Annotated in this window: 15 protein-coding genes; 7 read left to right on the forward strand and 8 right to left on the reverse strand. The window is 64.5% G+C overall.

Features of this window, described 5'->3' with window-relative positions; translation table 11 throughout:
- Positions 1-99: 99 nt before the first annotated feature.
- The 6 genes from FS767_RS02955 to pedF form a co-directional block, all read right to left on the reverse strand.
- On the reverse strand, positions 100-1,620 hold the full coding sequence (locus tag FS767_RS02955) for an aldehyde dehydrogenase family protein (RefSeq protein ID WP_144964127.1): 1,521 nt from the start codon (positions 1,618-1,620) through the stop codon (positions 100-102).
- 118 nt (positions 1,621-1,738) lie between these two features.
- On the reverse strand, positions 1,739-3,529 hold the full coding sequence (gene pedH / locus FS767_RS02960) for a PQQ-dependent alcohol dehydrogenase PedH (protein WP_144964128.1): 1,791 nt from the start codon (positions 3,527-3,529) through the stop codon (positions 1,739-1,741).
- Between the two features lie 142 nt (positions 3,530-3,671).
- Positions 3,672-4,604: a quinoprotein relay system zinc metallohydrolase 1 gene (locus FS767_RS02965; protein ID WP_144964129.1), complete on the reverse strand. Its 933-nt coding sequence runs from the start codon at positions 4,602-4,604 to the stop codon at positions 3,672-3,674.
- A 40-nt stretch (positions 4,605-4,644) separates the two neighbouring features.
- The gene (locus FS767_RS02970; RefSeq protein WP_144964130.1) at positions 4,645-5,409 is read right to left on the reverse strand and encodes a quinoprotein dehydrogenase-associated SoxYZ-like carrier; all 765 of its coding nucleotides are present in this window, start codon (positions 5,407-5,409) and stop codon (positions 4,645-4,647) included.
- Positions 5,410-5,418: 9 nt separating this feature from the next.
- Entirely contained in the window at positions 5,419-6,312 is an 894-nt protein-coding gene (locus tag FS767_RS02975) for an ABC transporter substrate-binding protein (protein ID WP_144964131.1), read from the reverse strand.
- Positions 6,309-6,770 carry a cytochrome c-550 PedF gene (pedF, locus tag FS767_RS02980; protein ID WP_058605249.1) on the reverse strand — a complete coding sequence of 154 codons (462 nt, stop codon included), beginning with the start codon at positions 6,768-6,770 and terminating at the stop codon, positions 6,309-6,311. The genes FS767_RS02975 and pedF overlap by 4 nt, the downstream gene beginning before the upstream one ends.
- Before the next feature lie 251 nt (positions 6,771-7,021).
- Between pedF and exaA the strand changes: the two genes are divergently transcribed.
- Positions 7,022-8,917 carry a quinoprotein ethanol dehydrogenase gene (gene exaA, locus FS767_RS02985; RefSeq protein WP_144964132.1) on the forward strand — a complete coding sequence of 632 codons (1,896 nt, stop codon included), beginning with the start codon at positions 7,022-7,024 and terminating at the stop codon, positions 8,915-8,917.
- A 62-nt stretch (positions 8,918-8,979) separates the two neighbouring features.
- Complete coding sequence (locus FS767_RS02990; protein WP_144964133.1) at positions 8,980-9,639, forward strand: pentapeptide repeat-containing protein; 660 nt, start codon at positions 8,980-8,982, stop codon at positions 9,637-9,639.
- A gap of 14 nt (positions 9,640-9,653) precedes the next feature.
- Here FS767_RS02990 and FS767_RS02995 read toward each other — a convergent pair whose 3' ends face one another.
- Entirely contained in the window at positions 9,654-10,292 is a 639-nt protein-coding gene (locus tag FS767_RS02995) for a response regulator transcription factor (RefSeq protein WP_144964134.1), read from the reverse strand.
- Positions 10,289-11,572 carry a histidine kinase gene (locus FS767_RS03000; RefSeq protein WP_144964135.1) on the reverse strand — a complete coding sequence of 428 codons (1,284 nt, stop codon included), beginning with the start codon at positions 11,570-11,572 and terminating at the stop codon, positions 10,289-10,291. The genes FS767_RS02995 and FS767_RS03000 overlap by 4 nt, the downstream gene beginning before the upstream one ends.
- Before the next feature lie 147 nt (positions 11,573-11,719).
- Between FS767_RS03000 and FS767_RS03005 the strand changes: the two genes are divergently transcribed.
- The 5 genes from FS767_RS03005 to FS767_RS03025 all read left to right on the forward strand — a co-directional run bounded on the left by FS767_RS03005 (position 11,720) and on the right by FS767_RS03025 (position 16,129).
- Entirely contained in the window at positions 11,720-12,913 is a 1,194-nt protein-coding gene (locus FS767_RS03005) for an ABC transporter substrate-binding protein (protein ID WP_144964136.1), read from the forward strand.
- 29 nt (positions 12,914-12,942) lie between these two features.
- Complete coding sequence (locus FS767_RS03010; protein WP_144964137.1) at positions 12,943-13,932, forward strand: YVTN family beta-propeller repeat protein; 990 nt, start codon at positions 12,943-12,945, stop codon at positions 13,930-13,932.
- Positions 13,929-14,669 (forward strand): ABC transporter ATP-binding protein, encoded by a 741-nt coding sequence (locus FS767_RS03015; RefSeq protein ID WP_144964138.1) that lies wholly within the window; start codon positions 13,929-13,931, stop codon positions 14,667-14,669. The genes FS767_RS03010 and FS767_RS03015 overlap by 4 nt, the downstream gene beginning before the upstream one ends.
- Positions 14,669-15,460 (forward strand): ABC transporter permease, encoded by a 792-nt coding sequence (locus FS767_RS03020; protein WP_144964139.1) that lies wholly within the window; start codon positions 14,669-14,671, stop codon positions 15,458-15,460. Before FS767_RS03015 ends, FS767_RS03020 begins: the two co-directional genes overlap by 1 nt.
- A gap of 108 nt (positions 15,461-15,568) precedes the next feature.
- Positions 15,569-16,129, forward strand: coding sequence for a PQQ-dependent catabolism-associated CXXCW motif protein (locus tag FS767_RS03025; RefSeq protein ID WP_144964140.1), 561 nt, complete (start codon positions 15,569-15,571; stop codon positions 16,127-16,129).
- Positions 16,130-16,136: the final 7 nt, after the last annotated feature.

Consider the following 16,136-nt stretch of genomic DNA (forward strand, 5'->3'; position numbering starts at 1 on the left):
CGGACGATTCCGGTACAGCCATTAATGCACGGGCAGCCGCAGGGCCAAATGCTACTTTGGAACGAACTCACGGCGCACATGGACGACAGTGCCTGGGCCTTAGAAGAAGCCCAGTGGATTGATGTCATAGCTCACCAGCAGGTTCTTGGTCTGCTGGTAGTGGTCGAGCATCATCTTGTGGGTTTCACGGCCCACGCCCGACTTCTTGTAGCCCCCGAATGCAGCGTGCGCCGGGTACAAGTGGTAGCAGTTGGTCCAGACACGCCCGGCCTTGATCCCGCGGCCCATGCGGTAGGCACGGTTGATATCGCGGGTCCACACGCCGGCTCCCAGCCCGAATTCACTGTCGTTGGCAATGGCCAGCGCCTCGGCTTCGTCCCTGAAGGTGGTCACGCCCACCACGGGCCCGAAGATCTCCTCTTGGAACACGCGCATCTTGTTGTCGCCCTTGAGCAGCGTGGGCTGGATGTAATAGCCGCTGGCCAGGTCGCCCTGCAGGCGCTCGGCAGCGCCGCCGGTCAGCAACTGAGCGCCTTCGTCCTGGGCGATCTGCAGGTAGGACAGGATCTTGTCGTACTGCTGTTCGGAGGCTTGCGCGCCGACCATGGTCTCGGTATCGAGCGGGTTGCCACGGCTGATCTTGGCGATCTTCTTCATCACCTCAGCCATGAACGGCTCGTAGATCGATTCCTGAATCAGCGCCCGCGACGGGCAGGTGCACACCTCGCCCTGGTTGAAGAAGGCCAGCACCAACCCTTCGGCAGCCTTCTCGATGAAGGCCGGTTCGGCCTGCATGATGTCCTCGAAGAAGACGTTCGGCGATTTGCCGCCCAGCTCTACCGTCGAGGGAATGATGTTGTCCGCGGCGCACTTCATGATGTGCGAGCCCACCGGCGTGGAGCCTGTGAAAGCGATTTTGGCGATGCGCTTGCTGGTGGCCAGGGCCTCCCCGGCTTCACGGCCAAACCCCTGGACGATGTTGAGCACGCCAGCTGGCAGCAGGTCGGCGATGAGCTCGGCGAAGACGGTAATCGACAGCGGCGTCTGCTCGGCGGGCTTGAGCACCACGCAGTTGCCGGCGGCCAGTGCCGGGGCCAGCTTCCAGGCGGCCATCAGCAAGGGGAAGTTCCAGGGGATGATCTGCCCCACCACACCCAGCGGTTCATGGAAGTGGTAGGCGACGGTGCCCTCGTTGATCTCGGCGGCGCCGCCCTCCTGAGCCCGGATGCAGCCGGCGAAATAGCGGAAATGATCCGCCGCCAGCGGCACGTCGGCATTGAGCGTTTCACGCACGGCCTTGCCGTTGTCCCAGGTTTCGGTGATCGCCAGTACCTCCAGGTTCTGCTCGATGCGATCGGCGATGCGCAGCAGCATCAGCGCGCGGTCCTGCACCGAGGTCCTGCCCCAGGCATCGGCGGCGGCGTGGGCGGCGTCCAGGGCCTTGTCCACGTCCTGGGCCGTGGACCGAGGAAATTCGGCGATCGGCTGGCCGTTGACCGGCGAGCTGTTGGTGAAATACTGCCCCGCCACCGGCGGTACGAACTGGCCGTTGATGAAGTTGCCATAGCGTGGCTTGAAGGACACGACGGCGCCTGGGGTTCCGGGTTGTGCGTAGATCATGCTGAGCCTCTGCGGGTCGATGCCTGCCTGCGACAGGCGATACGACGATGGTAAAAAGCCCCGCCTGCCAGGCGAATGCATCGTTGGCAGCGGGGCGCTCGTCATTTGGTAGTAGGGTTCAGCGCTGCGCAGTCGCGCTAGTGCCTTGCAGGTGCTTGGGCAGCTTGAAGGTCCAGAGCATGCCGCCCTGGTTGAAGTCCTTGACCCGCTTGGCCACCTCCCCGCCCCACAGCGGCACTGCGCCGCCCCAGCCGGAGACCACCGAGACGTACTGCTCGCCGTCCATTTCCCAGGTCACAGGTGAGCCGAGCACACCGGAGCCGGTCTGGAACTCCCACACCTTTTCGCCAGTCTTGGCATCGAAAGCCTGGAGGAACCCCTCAGGGGTGCCGGTGAAGACCAGGTTGCCCTTGGTGGTCAGCACCCCACCCCACAACGGGGCGTAGTTCTTGTGGCGCCAGACTTCCTTGCCGCTGACCGGGTCGATGGCACGCAGCACGCCGATGTAGTCCTCGTTGAGCGGCTTGATGGTGAAGCCTGCGCCCAGAAACGCTGCGCCTTTCTTGTAGGCGATGCCTTCGTTCCAGATGTCCATGCCCCATTCGTTCGAAGGCACGTAGAACAGCCCGGTGTCACGGTTGTAGGCCATGGGCATCCAGTTCTTGGCGCCCAGGAATGCTGGCGCGACGAAGACCGAGCTGCCCTTGGCTTCGCTGCCCGGTGCACCCGGGCGACTGGCGTCGTTGTAGAGCGGGCGGCCGTCCTTGTCCAGGCCCGTGGCCCAGGTGATCTTGTCGACGAAGGGGAAGCCGCGGATGAACGTGCCGTTGGTGCGGTCGAGCACGTAGAAAAAGCCGTTGCGGTCAGCCGTGGCGGCGGCCTTCACCTCCTTGCCCCCGTCCTTGTAGTTGAACGATATCAACTCGTTGACACCGTCGAAGTCCCAGCCGTCGTGGGGGGTGCTCTGGAAGTGCCACTTGATCGTGCCATCGTCCGGGTTCAGCGCCAGGCGCGAGGACGAATACAGGTTGTCGCCGGGACGCAGGTGCGAGTTCCAGGGCGCGGGATTACCGGTGCCGAACAGAATCAGGTTGGTTTCCGGGTCGTAGTAGCCGCCCAGCCAGGGAGCAGCACCGCCGGTCTTCCACAGGTCGCCCGGCCAGGTCTTGCCGGCTTCACCGCCCGAGATGCCGTTCTCGATGGCCTTGCCGTCCTTGTAGACATAGCCCATGTGGCCCTCGACGGTGGGCCGCATCCAGAGCAACTCGCCGTTCTCCGGGTTGTAGGCCTGGATCTTGCCCACCACCCCGAACTCGCCTCCGGCAACGCCGGTAATGAGCTTGCCGTTGACGATCATGGGTGCAGCGCTGATGGAGTAGCCTTCCTTGTGATCGGCCACCTTCTTGCTCCACACCACCTTGCCAGTGTCCTTGTTCAGGGCCACCAGCTTGGCATCCAGGGTGCCGAAGAAGACCAGGTTGCCGTACAGCGCAACACCTCGGTTGATGACATCGCAACAAGGGCGGATATCGTCGGGCAGGCGGGCGTCGTATTGCCACAGTTTCTTGCCGGTGCGTGCGTCCACGGCAAATACCCGTGAGTAGGAGCCTGTGAGGTACATGACCCCATCCTTGATCAACGGCTGCGCCTGCTGGCCGCGTTGCTTCTCCCCGCCGAAGGAGAATGCCCAAACCGGCCGCAACTCCTTGACGTTGCCGGTGTTAAGCATGTCCAACGGGCTGTAGCGCTGGCCCTGCACGCCCAGCCCGTTGGTCACGATCTGCTGGGGGTTCTTGGGGTCTTGCAGGATTTCGGCATCGGTGACGCCGGCATGGGCTGCGCCGGCGAGCAGCAAGGCGCTGAACACAAGGCTCAAGGCAAACACGGGACGACATGGAGTACGGGTCATGGCAGCTACCTTTGGCTTTTTGTTATGCCGGGAAATTTTCCCGGTGTGGCGGGAATTCTTGTTCCCGCCCTGGCTGCCAGCAATTGACCGCAATACGCAAAACCCTAGTTCCTTGGTACAAGAGCACTAGCCCTGGCCGTTATCAGGGCCTGAGATCCACCCGTTGCATCACCTGCTTTTCGTAGCGCGGGTACAGGTGGCTGACACTTCGAATCAGCTCATAGCGCGTCAGGCTGATCGCGGCAAACCGCTCAGGCACAGGGCTGCGGATCAGCTCGACCATGTCGGCGCCCCGCTCGGCGCCTTCGCGCATCAGGCCGTCCAGCCAGCCCAGGTATTCGTGCATCTGGACAAAGGGCCTGGTATCGCTTGCGACAGGGCCATGGCCCGGTAACAGTTGTTTCCAGGGCAAGGCCTGCAACGTGTCCAGGTCACGCTGCCAGACGTCCAGCCCCGGGCTGTTGGGCGTGGTCAGGGCACGCTCGTAGAACACCAGGTCACCAGCGAATAGCACGCCGGTCGTCTCATCGAAAATGGCCAGGTCAGCGCCGGTATGCCCTGCCAACCCCAACAGGCGCAATCGATGCCCGCCCACTTCACGCACGCCGGGTTGGACCACCTCGGTGGGCAAGAGCACTTCGGTGCCACGCATCCAGTCGCCGACCAAACGGTACATGTTCTCGGCCATCGCATCGCCCTGCTGGCGCAACAGCTCGGTCGTACCGGCCAGCGCAGCGATCGGCACATCGGCGAACGCTTGGTTACCCAACACATGATCAGGGTGGTGGTGAGTCAACAGGACTTCGATGACAGGCTTGTGCGTGACCCCGGCGATTGCCTGGCGCAAGGCCTCCCCATAGCGCTTGGACGGCCCGCTGTCGATCACCACCACGCCAGCGTCGGTCACGATGAACGCCGTGTTAACGACATTGCCGCCGTTGGTCTTGGCGAAATTGTCGGTACTGCCTTCAAGCACCCAGGTGCCCTGGGCGATCTGGCGCGGCGCCAGCCGGTAGTCGAAGTCGGCCAGCGCCGGCAGGCACACGCCCAGCAGCAAGAGCATCATCCATCGCATCAGGTGCCTCCCATCGAGCATGAAAACAAGCCGGCCACGTTCAGGGCACGGCGGCTTCGAACCGATTGCCGCTGTTGTCCTGCAGCACCAGGCGGGTAGGCCCCGGTGCGCGTACATCGAACCCAAGGCTTGGGTTTTCACTCACCGCCGGATAAAGCACCAAAGCCGCCAACCGCTGCCCATGTCCATCCAGTAGCTCAGCTTGGTTGATGAAAAATTCCGGAATCCCGCTGACCAGGCCATTGTCCATGGGGTGAGCGATCTGCAAGCGCAAGCGGCTGCCGTCCTGGCGCCGATAGCGCCCGCCGAGCACTTCGCCCAAGTGCTCTTCCCACCCTGGCTGGGTGCGCACCACGCTGGGTGCGGTGCAACCTCCACCGGCTGCGTCGACCAGGGCCGACCCCACATGCCAGATGCCGTCGCGGGTCAACGCAGCTGCCCGTAACGGCGTGGCCTGCTCGACCCGGATGCGCACCGACAACCAAGGCATGACCTGTTCCCCTGGTTCGAAGTCGACGATGCGCGGCAATGGATTGAGCTCGGCCCAGGCCAGAATCCGCACCACATCAGGCAAGGCCCTGGCATCGATCTCCAGCGGGACCTGGCGGGCATCCTCGGCAAAAGGCGGCGACAGCAGTTTGACCCGATCATCGAAGACGAACGGCGCCTGGTTCAGGATCTGCTTGTGGTAGAACGCCCACATCACCGAAGGGACAGGGTCGGCATTGCTGGCAGGCGCATCGCCCTGCCCATAAGCCGACCAGCCCAGGATGCACACCAGCCCCAACCCCGCTCGCCAGTTCATCGCTCGCTCCTATTGGTACATCTCCGGGACCTCATAGCGCAGCCCGTAGTGCGCGTAGAGCGCCTGCATGCGACCCTCGCGGATCATCGCTTCGAGGGTTTCTTCCAGGGCGTAGGCCAGCTGCCGGTTGCTTTCATGCACCGCCATTCCGATTTCCCACACCTGCTTGCCCAGGCTGGGGTAGGCGTTTTCAGCCACCTGCAGATGCGGGTTGCGGGCCTGGTGCAGCTGCCAGTCCACTTCACCGCGCATGGCCATCACCGCATCCACCTCGCCCTGGCCCAGGGCCGCAAACGCCCGCTGCACGCTGGGGTAGTGGCGTGCGCTTGCACGCAGTAGCCCGTCGAACACCGATGTCAGGTAGAACGAAGGCACGCTGTCTACCTCGACTCCGACCGGGTGGCCCTTGAGCGTCGCGATACTGCCAACCGACGGCAGGCGCCTGCGATCGAACGCCACCTGCCAGCGCTCCTGCTGGTAAGGGCCGAACATCACCACCTGGCCATTTTCCAGCTCGCCCATTTCGTTGCGCTTCTGGGTATACGCCTGGTCGTAAGGCACGCGCATCATCACATCGGCCAACTGCTGGTGACGCAGCGGACTTGCTCGCCAGATGTAATCGCGCAGGTCGTCGTCGAGCTTCTCGCCAGGCGGCGCCCAGATCAGCTGCAGCCGCACGCCCATCGCATCGGCAAGCGCCTGCGCCAGCTCCACGTCCACCCCACGGGCCTGGCCATGGTCCTGGAAACTGTAGGGGGCAAAGTCCTTGTAGACCGCGACCTTGAGCTCGCCTGCGGCGATGATCGAATCGTAATTGCGCACCTGCCCCTGCACCGCCGCCCCCCACAGCAGCAGGCCGGCGATGGCGCAAAGCCTGGCTGCCCAGTGGCGCACGACGTTCATTCGTCCACGTGCACGCTGTCCAGGTAGGTGCGCACCGCCCATAGCGCTTCCTGGCTCAGGTAGTCCGCCATCTTGGGCATGTACACGCGGCCATCGCGCACGGCACCGTGACGCACACGTTCAACAAACCACTCATCGCCCGCTTCGCCGACGTCGAGCATGCGCAGGTCAGGTGCGATGCCGCCGGACTTGGCTTCCAGACCATGGCACGCTGCGCAGTTCTGGTTGTACGCCGACGCGCCGATTTCCACCGCCTTGTCGTGCTCGGGAGACTCCCGGTAAGGGTTGACCGCCGCCCAGCCATCGGCATCCAGGCTCACGCCGGCATCCTTGATCGGGGTCAGCCCCTGGGTTTCCACCGCCTGAGGCACCACGTTGCCGTGGGCCCAGGCCGACCCGGTCAACACGGCACCGGCCAACAGGCCTGCAGCAAGCACGACGTTGCGTTTGATTGTCATTGTTATGCCCTCACGGTTGCACGCAAGGCCTCAACCACAGAGGCCGTGCCGCCATCTTAGAAACCGCAGCGCCGGGGCCGTATGCTGCTTTGGTGGTCGGGTGTTCGTTCCTTGGTAGTAGGGCTTGCGACGAAGTGCGAAAAGAGGTTGGCGCTGGGAAGTTTTCCCGGCCACGGCGGGATTTTCTCCCTGTTGCGCAGCGCCCAGGCGGACCACGCTGTGCGGGCCAAACTCCACAGGGAATCGCAACCATGACAACAAGATCGCTACCCGCCCCGTCTCCCCTGGCCCTGAGCGTGAGGGCCCTGCTGCTGGCCGCCAGCCTGGCCACCGGGACAGTGGCCACGGCGGCAACCACAAGCCCGGCACCTGCCAGCAAGAACGTGACCTGGGAAGACATCGCCAACGACCACCTCACGCCTGGGGATGTGCTGCAGTACGGCATGGGCACCAACGCCCAGCGCTGGAGCCCGCTGGCCCAGGTCAACGACAAGAACGTGTTCAAGCTGACCCCGGCCTGGTCCTACTCCTTTGGTGACGAAAAGCAGCGTGGCCAGGAGTCCCAGGCCATCGTCAGCGACGGGGTGGTGTACGTTACCGGCTCCTACTCGCGGGTATTCGCCCTCAATGCCAAGACCGGCAAACGCCTGTGGACCTACAACCACCGCCTGCCGGACAACATTCGCCCGTGCTGCGACGTGGTCAACCGAGGCGCTGCCATCTACGGCGACAAGGTCTATTTCGGCACCCTGGACGCTCGGGTCATTGCGCTGAACAAGAACACAGGCAAGGTGGTGTGGAACAAGAAGTTCGGCGACCACAGCGCCGGCTATACCATGACCGGGGCGCCCGTGCTGGTCAAAGACAAGACCAGCGGCAAGGTGCTGCTGATCCACGGCAGCTCGGGCGATGAATTCGGTGTGGTGGGCCAGCTGTTCGCCCGTGACCCGGAAACCGGTGAGGAAGTGTGGATGCGCCCCTTCGTGGAGGGCCACATGGGCCGCCTCAATGGCAAGGACAGCACCCCCACCGGCAACGTCAAGGCACCGTCCTGGCCGGATGACCCGACCACCGAAACCGGCAAGGTGGAGGCCTGGAGCCACGGCGGCGGCGCGCCCTGGCAGAGCGCAAGCTTCGATGCCGAGACGAACACCATCATCGTCGGTGCCGGTAACCCCGGCCCCTGGAACACCTGGGCACGCACCGCCAAGGACGGCAACCCGCACGATTACGACAGCCTCTATACCTCCGGTCAGGTGGGCGTGGACCCCAGCACCGGCGAGGTCAAATGGTTCTACCAGCACACCCCCAACGACGCCTGGGACTTCTCTGGCAACAACGAGCTGGTGCTGTTCGACTACAAGGACAAGCACGGCAAGGTGATCAAGGCCACGGGGCATGCCGACCGCAACGGCTTCTTCTACGTGGTGGACCGTAACGACGGCAAGCTGCAGAACGCCTTCCCCTTCGTCGACAACATCACCTGGGCCAGCCACATCGACCTCAAGACTGGCCGCCCCGTGGAAAACCCAGGGCAACGGCCCGCCAAGCCGCTGCCGGGTGAAACCAAGGGCAAACCGGTGGAAGTGTCGCCACCCTTCCTGGGCGGCAAGAACTGGAACCCCATGGCCTATAGCCAGGACACCGGGCTTTTCTATATCCCAGGCAACCAGTGGAAAGAGGAGTACTGGACCGAGGAGGTGAACTACAAGAAAGGCTCCGCTTACCTAGGCATGGGCTTTCGCATCAAGCGCATGTACGACGACCACGTAGGCACCCTGCGTGCCATGGACCCAACCACCGGCAAGCTGGTGTGGGAACACAAGGAGCACCTGCCGCTGTGGGCCGGGGTGCTGGCGACCAAGGGCAACCTGGTGTTCACCGGCACCGGTGACGGTTTCTTCAAGGCGTTCGACGCCAAGACCGGCAAGGAGCTGTGGAAATTCCAGACCGGCAGCGGCATCGTTTCCCCGCCCATTACCTGGGAGCAGGACGGGGAGCAGTACATCGGCGTCACTGTCGGCTATGGCGGCGCGGTACCGCTGTGGGGTGGCGACATGGCCGAACTGACCAAGCCAGTTGCCCAGGGCGGTTCGTTCTGGGTGTTCAAGATACCGAGCTGGGATAACACGACCGCTCACCGTTGACCGACAGCGGGGTGCGGTCTGGCTGCGCCCTGCCCTTTTCCGTCTGCCCAGAGAGCTCGATCATGACTTTTCTACCCCTGGCCTTGTTGCTGGCCGTCACCCCCGCCATGGCGCTGGCCACTGACATCGACGACAGCGACACGCCGTTGAGCATCAACGGCTGCGTGATTGCCGAAGCCAGCCAATGCCCCGGCGCCGACCTGCGGGGCGCCAAGCTGGCCAACCAGGACCTGCGCAAGATGAACCTGGCCGGCGCTGACCTGCGCGATGCCGACCTGCGCCACGCCCGGCTGGACCTGGCCAACCTCGAAAAGGCCCGGTTGCAGGGCGCCAACCTGACCCGCGCCAGCCTGCAGCAAAGCAACCTGCGCCTGGCCAACCTGAGCGGCGCACGGCTGATAGCGATCCAGGGCTGGGGGTTGTTCGCCCAGGGCGCCCAGTTCGCCAACGCCGATCTTAGCGCCGCCTACCTGCAATTCGCCCGGCTCTCCGGTGCCCGGATGCAGCAGGCCAACTTGCAGGCTGCCGACCTGGAAATGGCCTGGCTGAGCAAGACCGACTTGCGCGGCGCTCAGCTCAATGACGCCAACCTCCAGGAAGCCAAGCTCGGCCAGAGCAACCTCGAACAAGCCCATCTGGAGGGCGCGCGCCTGCACTACGGCAACTTCCAGGACGCCAACATGCAAGGCTGCACCGGCTGCCCAGCCACCTGGGAACATTGATTTCTGGCACCCGCCTAACCCGCTATACGTACCAGACCCAGGTCGATACCCACGTGCACGAGTTCAGCATGGGAGCCGACCTCAAGTTTGCTCTTGAGCGTGGTCAGGTGATTGGAGACGGTCTTTGCGCTGATGCACAGCTGCTCGGCGATCGACCGGGCCGGTGTGCCACGAACCAGCATCACGAAAATTTCCAGTTCACGCTGGGTCAGGCGTTGCAGCCTGGGGTCACAGGCATCGTGCGTCGTGCTGCAGGCCAGCTGCGTGGCCAGCCCCTGCTCGATGTAGGCGTGCCCGGCAAGCACGCGCTGTACGGCCTCGACCAACACTTGCGGGGCCGAGTTTTTGGTCAGGTAGCCGGCGGCGCCGGCGTCCAGCGCCTGGCGCACCAGTGGCAGCTCGTCATGCATGCTGAAGAACAGCACCCGCAATTGCGGCAGGCGCTGGCGCAGGCGTCGGGTGGTTTCCAACCCACTGATGCCGGGCAGGCCGAAGTCCATGATCACCAAGTTCGGTACCTGCTCCTGCACCCGGGCCAGGGCTTCTTCACCGCTGGCAGCCTCGCGCACCTGCATCGCTGGCAACACGGCGCGCAACAGGCTGGCGTAGCCCTGGCGGACCACGGCGTGGTCGTCGACCAGCACGATATTCATGACACCTCCAAAGGGATCGTCAGGGCCAGTGCCCACCCGGCACCAGGATGGCTGAGTATGCGCAACTCACCGCCCAGGCTGCGGGCGCGCTCGGCCATCGAATGCAGGCCTACCCCTGGGCGCCCAGGCTGGCTGGCACCACAGCCATCGTCGCGAACCAGCAGGCGCAGCCCGTTGGCGCCGCGTTGCAGGCGTATCCGCACCTGACGGGCGCGGGCATGACGGGCGACGTTGGTCAGCGCTTCCTGCAACAACCGGTACAGATGCGTGCGTCGAGTGGGTGACAGCGCCGGCAACTGGGCGCCGACCAGCAACTGGCACTCGATGGCCTGGCTGGCACGCCATTGGCTCACCAACTGGTTGAGCGCCTCCGCCATGGGCAGGTGCTGCAGCGCAACCGGGTACAAATCCCGTACCAAGGCGCGGAAACCGAACTGCAAGCCTGCGCAATTGCTCTCCAGCGTCTGGGTGGTTTGCCGCACCTGCTCAGGCTGGTGGGCACACAATTGCAACAGGCACACCTGGGCGCGGATGCCGGCCACGTACTGGCCCAGGTCGTCGTGCAACGCCTGGGCCAGTCTTGTCCGCTCCTGCTCCTGAACCGCCAGCAAAGCGCCGGTCAGTTGCCGGTTGTCGGCCTGGGCCTGCTCGATCGCAGCAGCCATCTGGTTGAAGTGCCCGGCCAACTGGCGCGCTTCCGGGCCACCGGCCTCTTGCAGGCGCACGTCCAGCTGGCCTCCCGACACCTGACGCAGTGCACACAGCAGCGCGGCCAGCAGGCGCAGCCCGCGCCGCACGGCCCAACTGATGGACAGCAGGCTCACGGCCAACGCGACAACACAGACCGCCAGCAACTGTTGCAGCGAATCCCAGACTTCGTCCACCTCATCGCGGGCGTCCACGCTCAGCGCGACGCGCCGGCCGTCATCGAGGGCCAGCAGGCGCGTGCTGTCGTAGTGCTTGCCTGCCAGCACCGCGCCCAACCAGCCGTCGAGCCCGGCCGCGAACGGCACCGCCGCCTTTTCAAGCTCGCCAGGCTTCAGCCACTGCACGCGCACGTGGCGCAGGTGCTCGGTCAGCGCAGGTTGCAGGCTCGCCGGGTTGTGGATGGCGGCTTGGGCCATGTATGCCATTACCGCTTCGGCCGACTGCAACTCCCGTTTCACATCGGCTGATGCCTGATGCAGCACGACCCCCGCACAGGCCAGGGTCAACACCGCGAAACAGCCGGTGACCCACAGGTTGATACGCCATAGGGCAGATAGATTGGCAGCGTGCATGACCGGACTCCAGGGCAACTGCTGCCATCCTAGGGCCCGGCGCGGACGCATCGGCTACTACCTTGGTAGCGGCTGGGCGCTACTTTCTGCATATTCCCCGGCCCCGGCAGGCTTTCTATGCTGGCGCCATCTGCCGTGGAGTGCGATATGCGCCAGCCTGCCCACCTTGTCCTGACCTGCCTGCTGAGCTTGTTCGCGCCGACGGTTTGGGCGCAAGACCAGCAGGCTGACACCTGGGCTGCGAGCGCGTTGCACATCCGCATCGGCTACTTGGGCTATCGCCCTGACAGCGGGCCGCTGTTGTCCAACATCCTGCCTGAACCGGACGATGCCGGCCTGCAAGGGGCGCAACTGGCCATTGCCGACAGCAACAGCACCGGGCGGTTTCTCAAGCAGCAGTTCGAGCTGGTCAGCGCCCGTGCCGACTCCGCCGAGCAACTGCTGCATGCTGCCCAGGCCCAGCACGGGGAAGGCGTGCGGTTGTTCGTCGTCAATGCGCCGGTCGCCAGCCTGCGGGCCTTGTCTGCGGCCCTGCCCGACAGCCTGCTGTTCAATGCCGGCAGCCCGGATGACGCCGTACGCAGCACGCAGTGCCTGGGCAATGTGCTGCACGCCCTGCCTGGGCGGGCGATGCTGGCCGATGCGCTGGTGCAGTTTCTGGTGCTGCGCAAATGGCAGCGCGGCTTGCTGATCATCGGGCAGACCCCGGACGATGAAGCCTACGCCGCCGCACTGCGCCGCGCGGCGAAGCGCTTTGGCCTGCACCTGGTGGCCGAGAAACGCTGGACGTTCGACAACGACCAGCGCCGCAGCGCCCAGGCCGACATGCCGCTGTTCACCCAGGCGCGTGAATACGACGTGGTGCTGGTGGCTGATGAACGTGGCGACTTCGGCGAATACGTGCCCTACCAGACCTGGTTGCCCCGCCCGGTCGCCGGCACTCAGGGCCTGACGCCCACTGGCTGGCACAAGACCGTGGAAACGTTCGGCGCCGCGCAATTGCAAAAACGTTTCCAAGCGCAGGCCGGCCGCTGGATGAACGACCGTGACTTCGCAGCCTGGATGGCGGTGCGCAGCATCGCCACGGCGGTTAGCAAGCTGCGTGAGGCCAAGCCCCAGGCCTTGCAGCAGCTGCTTGTCAGCGAACAATTGCCACTCGATGGCTTCAAGGGGCGCAAGCTCAGCTACAGGCCCTGGAATGGCGAGCTGCGCCAACCCATCCCCCTGGTGCAGCCCAGGGCCCTGGTCAGCACCTCACCGCAGGAAGGCTTCCTGCACCCTTCCAATGAGATGGACAGCCTGGGGTTCGACAAGGCCGACGTGACCTGCACGTACCCCTGAAACGCCCACACAATAACAAGGAACCTGCCATGCGCCGCCTCCCCTCACCACGCAGCCTGCTGTGCGCCCATCTGCTGCCGGCCGTGCTGGCCATAGCCTGCGAGCCTACCCTGGCCGCCACCGCCTGGGTGTCCAACGAGAAGGACAACACCCTGAGCCTGATCGACCTGCAGACCTTGACGGTAACCGACACCCTGCCCGTCGGCCAACGCCCGCGCGGCCTGCTGCTGTCACACGACAACAAGCTGCTGTACATCTGCGCCAGCGATTCGGATCGGGTGCAGGTGATGGACGTGGCCAGCCGTACCCTCGTCAAGGAACTGCCCTCAGGCAAAGACCCCGAGCAGTTCGCCCTGCATCCCAATGACCGTTGGCTGTACGTGTCCAACGAAGACGATGCCCTGGTCACAGTTATCGACACCGTGACCGACAAGGTGCTGGCCCAGGTGGAGGTGGGCATCGAGCCTGAGGGCATGGCCGTGAGCCCGGATGGCAAATGGGCGGTCAATACCAGCGAAACCACCAACATGCTGCACTGGATCGACACCCAGACCCAGACCCTGGCCGACAGCACGCCGGTGGACCAGCGCCCGCGTTTCGTGGAATTCAGCCAGGACGGCAAGCACCTGTGGGCGTCGGCGGAAATTGGCGGGACCGTCACCATCCTGGACGTGGCTTCGCGCCAGGTGCTCAAGACCCTGAACTTCGCCATCAAGGGTGTGCACCCTGACAAAGTCCAGCCGGTGGGCGTCAAGCTCAGCGCCGATGGCAAGTACGCGTTCGTAGCGCTGGGCCCGGCCAATCATGTGGCGGTGGTCGATGCCAGGACATTCGAGGTGCTGGACTACCTGCTGGTGGGGCGCCGCGTCTGGCAGCTGGCCTTCACCCCTGACCAGCAGCAGTTGCTGGCCACCAATGGCGTGAGCGGCGACGTGTCGGTGATCGAGGTGGCCAGCCTCAAGGTGCTCAAGTCGATCAAGGTCGGCCGCTACCCATGGGGTGTGGTGGTCACGCCATGAACGCACTGCACGTAACGGGGGTCAGTTTCGCCTACGGTCAGCGCGCAGCGCTCAGGGACGTGACCTTCAACCTGGCGCCGGGCCAATTTACCGCCTTGCTGGGGCCCAATGGCGCCGGCAAGTCGACCCTGATTGCCTTGATGACCTGCCTGTATGACTTGCAGCACGGCGATATCCAGGTATTGGGCTGTTCGCTGCGCCACCAGCCGCGGGCGGCCTTGGGCCAGTTGGGCGTCGTGTTTCAGCAGAGCACGCTGGACCTGGACCTTGGCGTGGAGCAGAACCTGCGCTATCACGCGGCGCTGCATGGCCTGCCCCGACGGGAAGCCCAGCGCCGCGTGGACGCCGAGCTGGCCCGCCAAGGGCTGGGGGAACGGCGCCGTGACCCTGTGCGCGAACTCAATGCCGGGCACAGGCGCCGCGTCGAAATTGCCCGGGCATTGCTGCACGGGCCCCGCCTGTTGCTGCTCGACGAAGCCAGCGTGGGCCTGGACCCGGCCAGCCGGCAGGCGCTCAACCAGCACGTGCGTGACTTGTGCCTTAGCGATCAGCGCTTGAGCGTGCTGTGGACCACTCACCTGCTCGATGAAGTGCAACCGGCCGATGACTTGGTCATCCTGCACCAGGGCCGGGTGGTGGCAAGTGGACCTGCCGAAGCCACGATGCAGCCCCACGGCGGCGACCTGGGCCGTACGTTCGCCCATCACACGCGCGACATGGCCGGAGCACCCACCTGATGAACGCCTACTGGTACTGCTTCAGCGGCATCCTCATGCGTGAAGCCCTGCGCTTCGTGCGCCAGCGCACGCGCCTGTTGAGCGCACTGGTGCGCCCTTTGCTGTGGCTGGTGGTATTCGCTGCCGGGTTTCGTGCGGCACTGGGCATCGCCATCATCGAGCCCTACGACAGCTACATTCCCTACGAGGTCTACATCGTGCCGGGCCTGGCCTGCATGATCCTGCTGTTCAATGGCATGCAGGGTTCGCTATCGATGGTCTACGATCGGGAGATGGGCAGCATGCGGGTGCTGCTGACCAGCCCGCTGCCCAGGGCGTTCCTGTTGTGCAGCAAGCTTATGGCGACGTCGCTGATCTCTGTGTTGCAGGTGTACATCTTCATCGCCATCGCCTGGCTTTACGGTATTGAGCCGCCGGTAGGCGGCCTGGGGCTGGCCCTGCCCGCAGTGCTGCTGGTGGGGTTCATGCTCAGTGCACTGGGGCTGTTGCTGTCCAATGCGATCCGCCAGCTGGAGAATTTCGCCGGGGTGATGAATTTCGTGATCTTCCCTCTGTTCTTTCTGTCGTCGGCGCTTTATCCGCTGTGGAAAATGCAGGAGGCCAGCCAGTGGCTGTACTGGCTGTGCGCGGTCAACCCGTTCACCCATGCGGTCGAGCTGGTGCGCTTTGCGCTCTACGAGCGGCTGAACCTGCTGGCGCTGGCGGTATGCCTGGCGCTGAGCGTGCTGTTCACGCTGCTGGCCATCGTCACCTTCAACCCGCAGCACGCCGCCCTGCGCAAGCCACGGTGAGCCAGGCCCTCGCCTCTACTACTTTGGTACTGCCCAGGGTGTCTATGGTCGCATTCACAAAGCCACGGCACTGGCATGTAATGCGCCTATAACAAGAAGGAACAGACCATGCCACGTGCCCTCCAAAGGCTGCCCCTGCGTTTGCTGGCCGCCGCCTCGCTGAGCCTTCTGCTGGGCCATGCCCTGGCCGACACCCCACCGACGTTCACGCCAGATGGCTACCGCGCCGCGCTGTACCGCAGCCCCACCCCGCCACAGGTCGAGGGTGGCAAGGTGATAGACACTGCCGCACTGCAGGCGATGATGCGGGGCCATCCGGCGCCTGTCCTGATCGACGTTTACCGCCGTCAGTGGCTGCATGAACGCTTCATCGAAGATGAACCCCATGCCAACCTGCCCGGTAGCCTGTGGCTGCCCAACACCGGGGACGGCGTGCTCAGCCCAGACTGGCAACGTTACTTCGAGCATCACCTGCGTCTGGCCACAGGGGGCGAGCCTCAGTACCCCGTCGTTTTCTACTGCCGGGCCGATTGCTGGTTGAGCTGGAACGCGGTAAAACGCGCAGCACACCTGGGCTACACCAACCTCTACTGGTACCGCGACGGGCTCGACGCCTGGCAACAGGCCAACCTGCCCGTGCAGGCGGCCCAGCCGGCAGCGTTTCCCTGACCGGGCA

It is taken from the genome of Pseudomonas sp. DE0010, from assembly GCF_007680745.1.
Classification (GTDB): Bacteria; Pseudomonadota; Gammaproteobacteria; order Pseudomonadales; family Pseudomonadaceae; genus Aquipseudomonas; species Aquipseudomonas parafulva_B.

Bases quoted from the DNA above. Each gene is read 5' to 3' on its own strand.
- FS767_RS02955 (WP_144964127.1), bottom strand. From the start codon at position 1,620: ATGATCTACGCACAACCCGGAACCCCAGGCGCCGTCGTGTCCTTCAAG.
- pedH (WP_144964128.1), bottom strand. From the start codon at position 3,529: ATGACCCGTACTCCATGTCGTCCCGTGTTTGCCTTGAGCCTTGTGTTC.
- FS767_RS02965 (WP_144964129.1), bottom strand. From the start codon at position 4,604: ATGCGATGGATGATGCTCTTGCTGCTGGGCGTGTGCCTGCCGGCGCTG.
- FS767_RS02970 (WP_144964130.1), bottom strand. From the start codon at position 5,409: ATGAACTGGCGAGCGGGGTTGGGGCTGGTGTGCATCCTGGGCTGGTCG.
- FS767_RS02975 (WP_144964131.1), bottom strand. From the start codon at position 6,312: ATGAACGTCGTGCGCCACTGGGCAGCCAGGCTTTGCGCCATCGCCGGC.
- pedF (WP_058605249.1), bottom strand. From the start codon at position 6,770: ATGACAATCAAACGCAACGTCGTGCTTGCTGCAGGCCTGTTGGCCGGT.
- exaA (WP_144964132.1), top strand. From the start codon at position 7,022: ATGACAACAAGATCGCTACCCGCCCCGTCTCCCCTGGCCCTGAGCGTG.
- FS767_RS02990 (WP_144964133.1), top strand. From the start codon at position 8,980: ATGACTTTTCTACCCCTGGCCTTGTTGCTGGCCGTCACCCCCGCCATG.
- FS767_RS02995 (WP_144964134.1), bottom strand. From the start codon at position 10,292: ATGAATATCGTGCTGGTCGACGACCACGCCGTGGTCCGCCAGGGCTAC.
- FS767_RS03000 (WP_144964135.1), bottom strand. From the start codon at position 11,572: ATGCACGCTGCCAATCTATCTGCCCTATGGCGTATCAACCTGTGGGTC.
- FS767_RS03005 (WP_144964136.1), top strand. From the start codon at position 11,720: ATGCGCCAGCCTGCCCACCTTGTCCTGACCTGCCTGCTGAGCTTGTTC.
- FS767_RS03010 (WP_144964137.1), top strand. From the start codon at position 12,943: ATGCGCCGCCTCCCCTCACCACGCAGCCTGCTGTGCGCCCATCTGCTG.
- FS767_RS03015 (WP_144964138.1), top strand. From the start codon at position 13,929: ATGAACGCACTGCACGTAACGGGGGTCAGTTTCGCCTACGGTCAGCGC.
- FS767_RS03020 (WP_144964139.1), top strand. From the start codon at position 14,669: ATGAACGCCTACTGGTACTGCTTCAGCGGCATCCTCATGCGTGAAGCC.
- FS767_RS03025 (WP_144964140.1), top strand. From the start codon at position 15,569: ATGCCACGTGCCCTCCAAAGGCTGCCCCTGCGTTTGCTGGCCGCCGCC.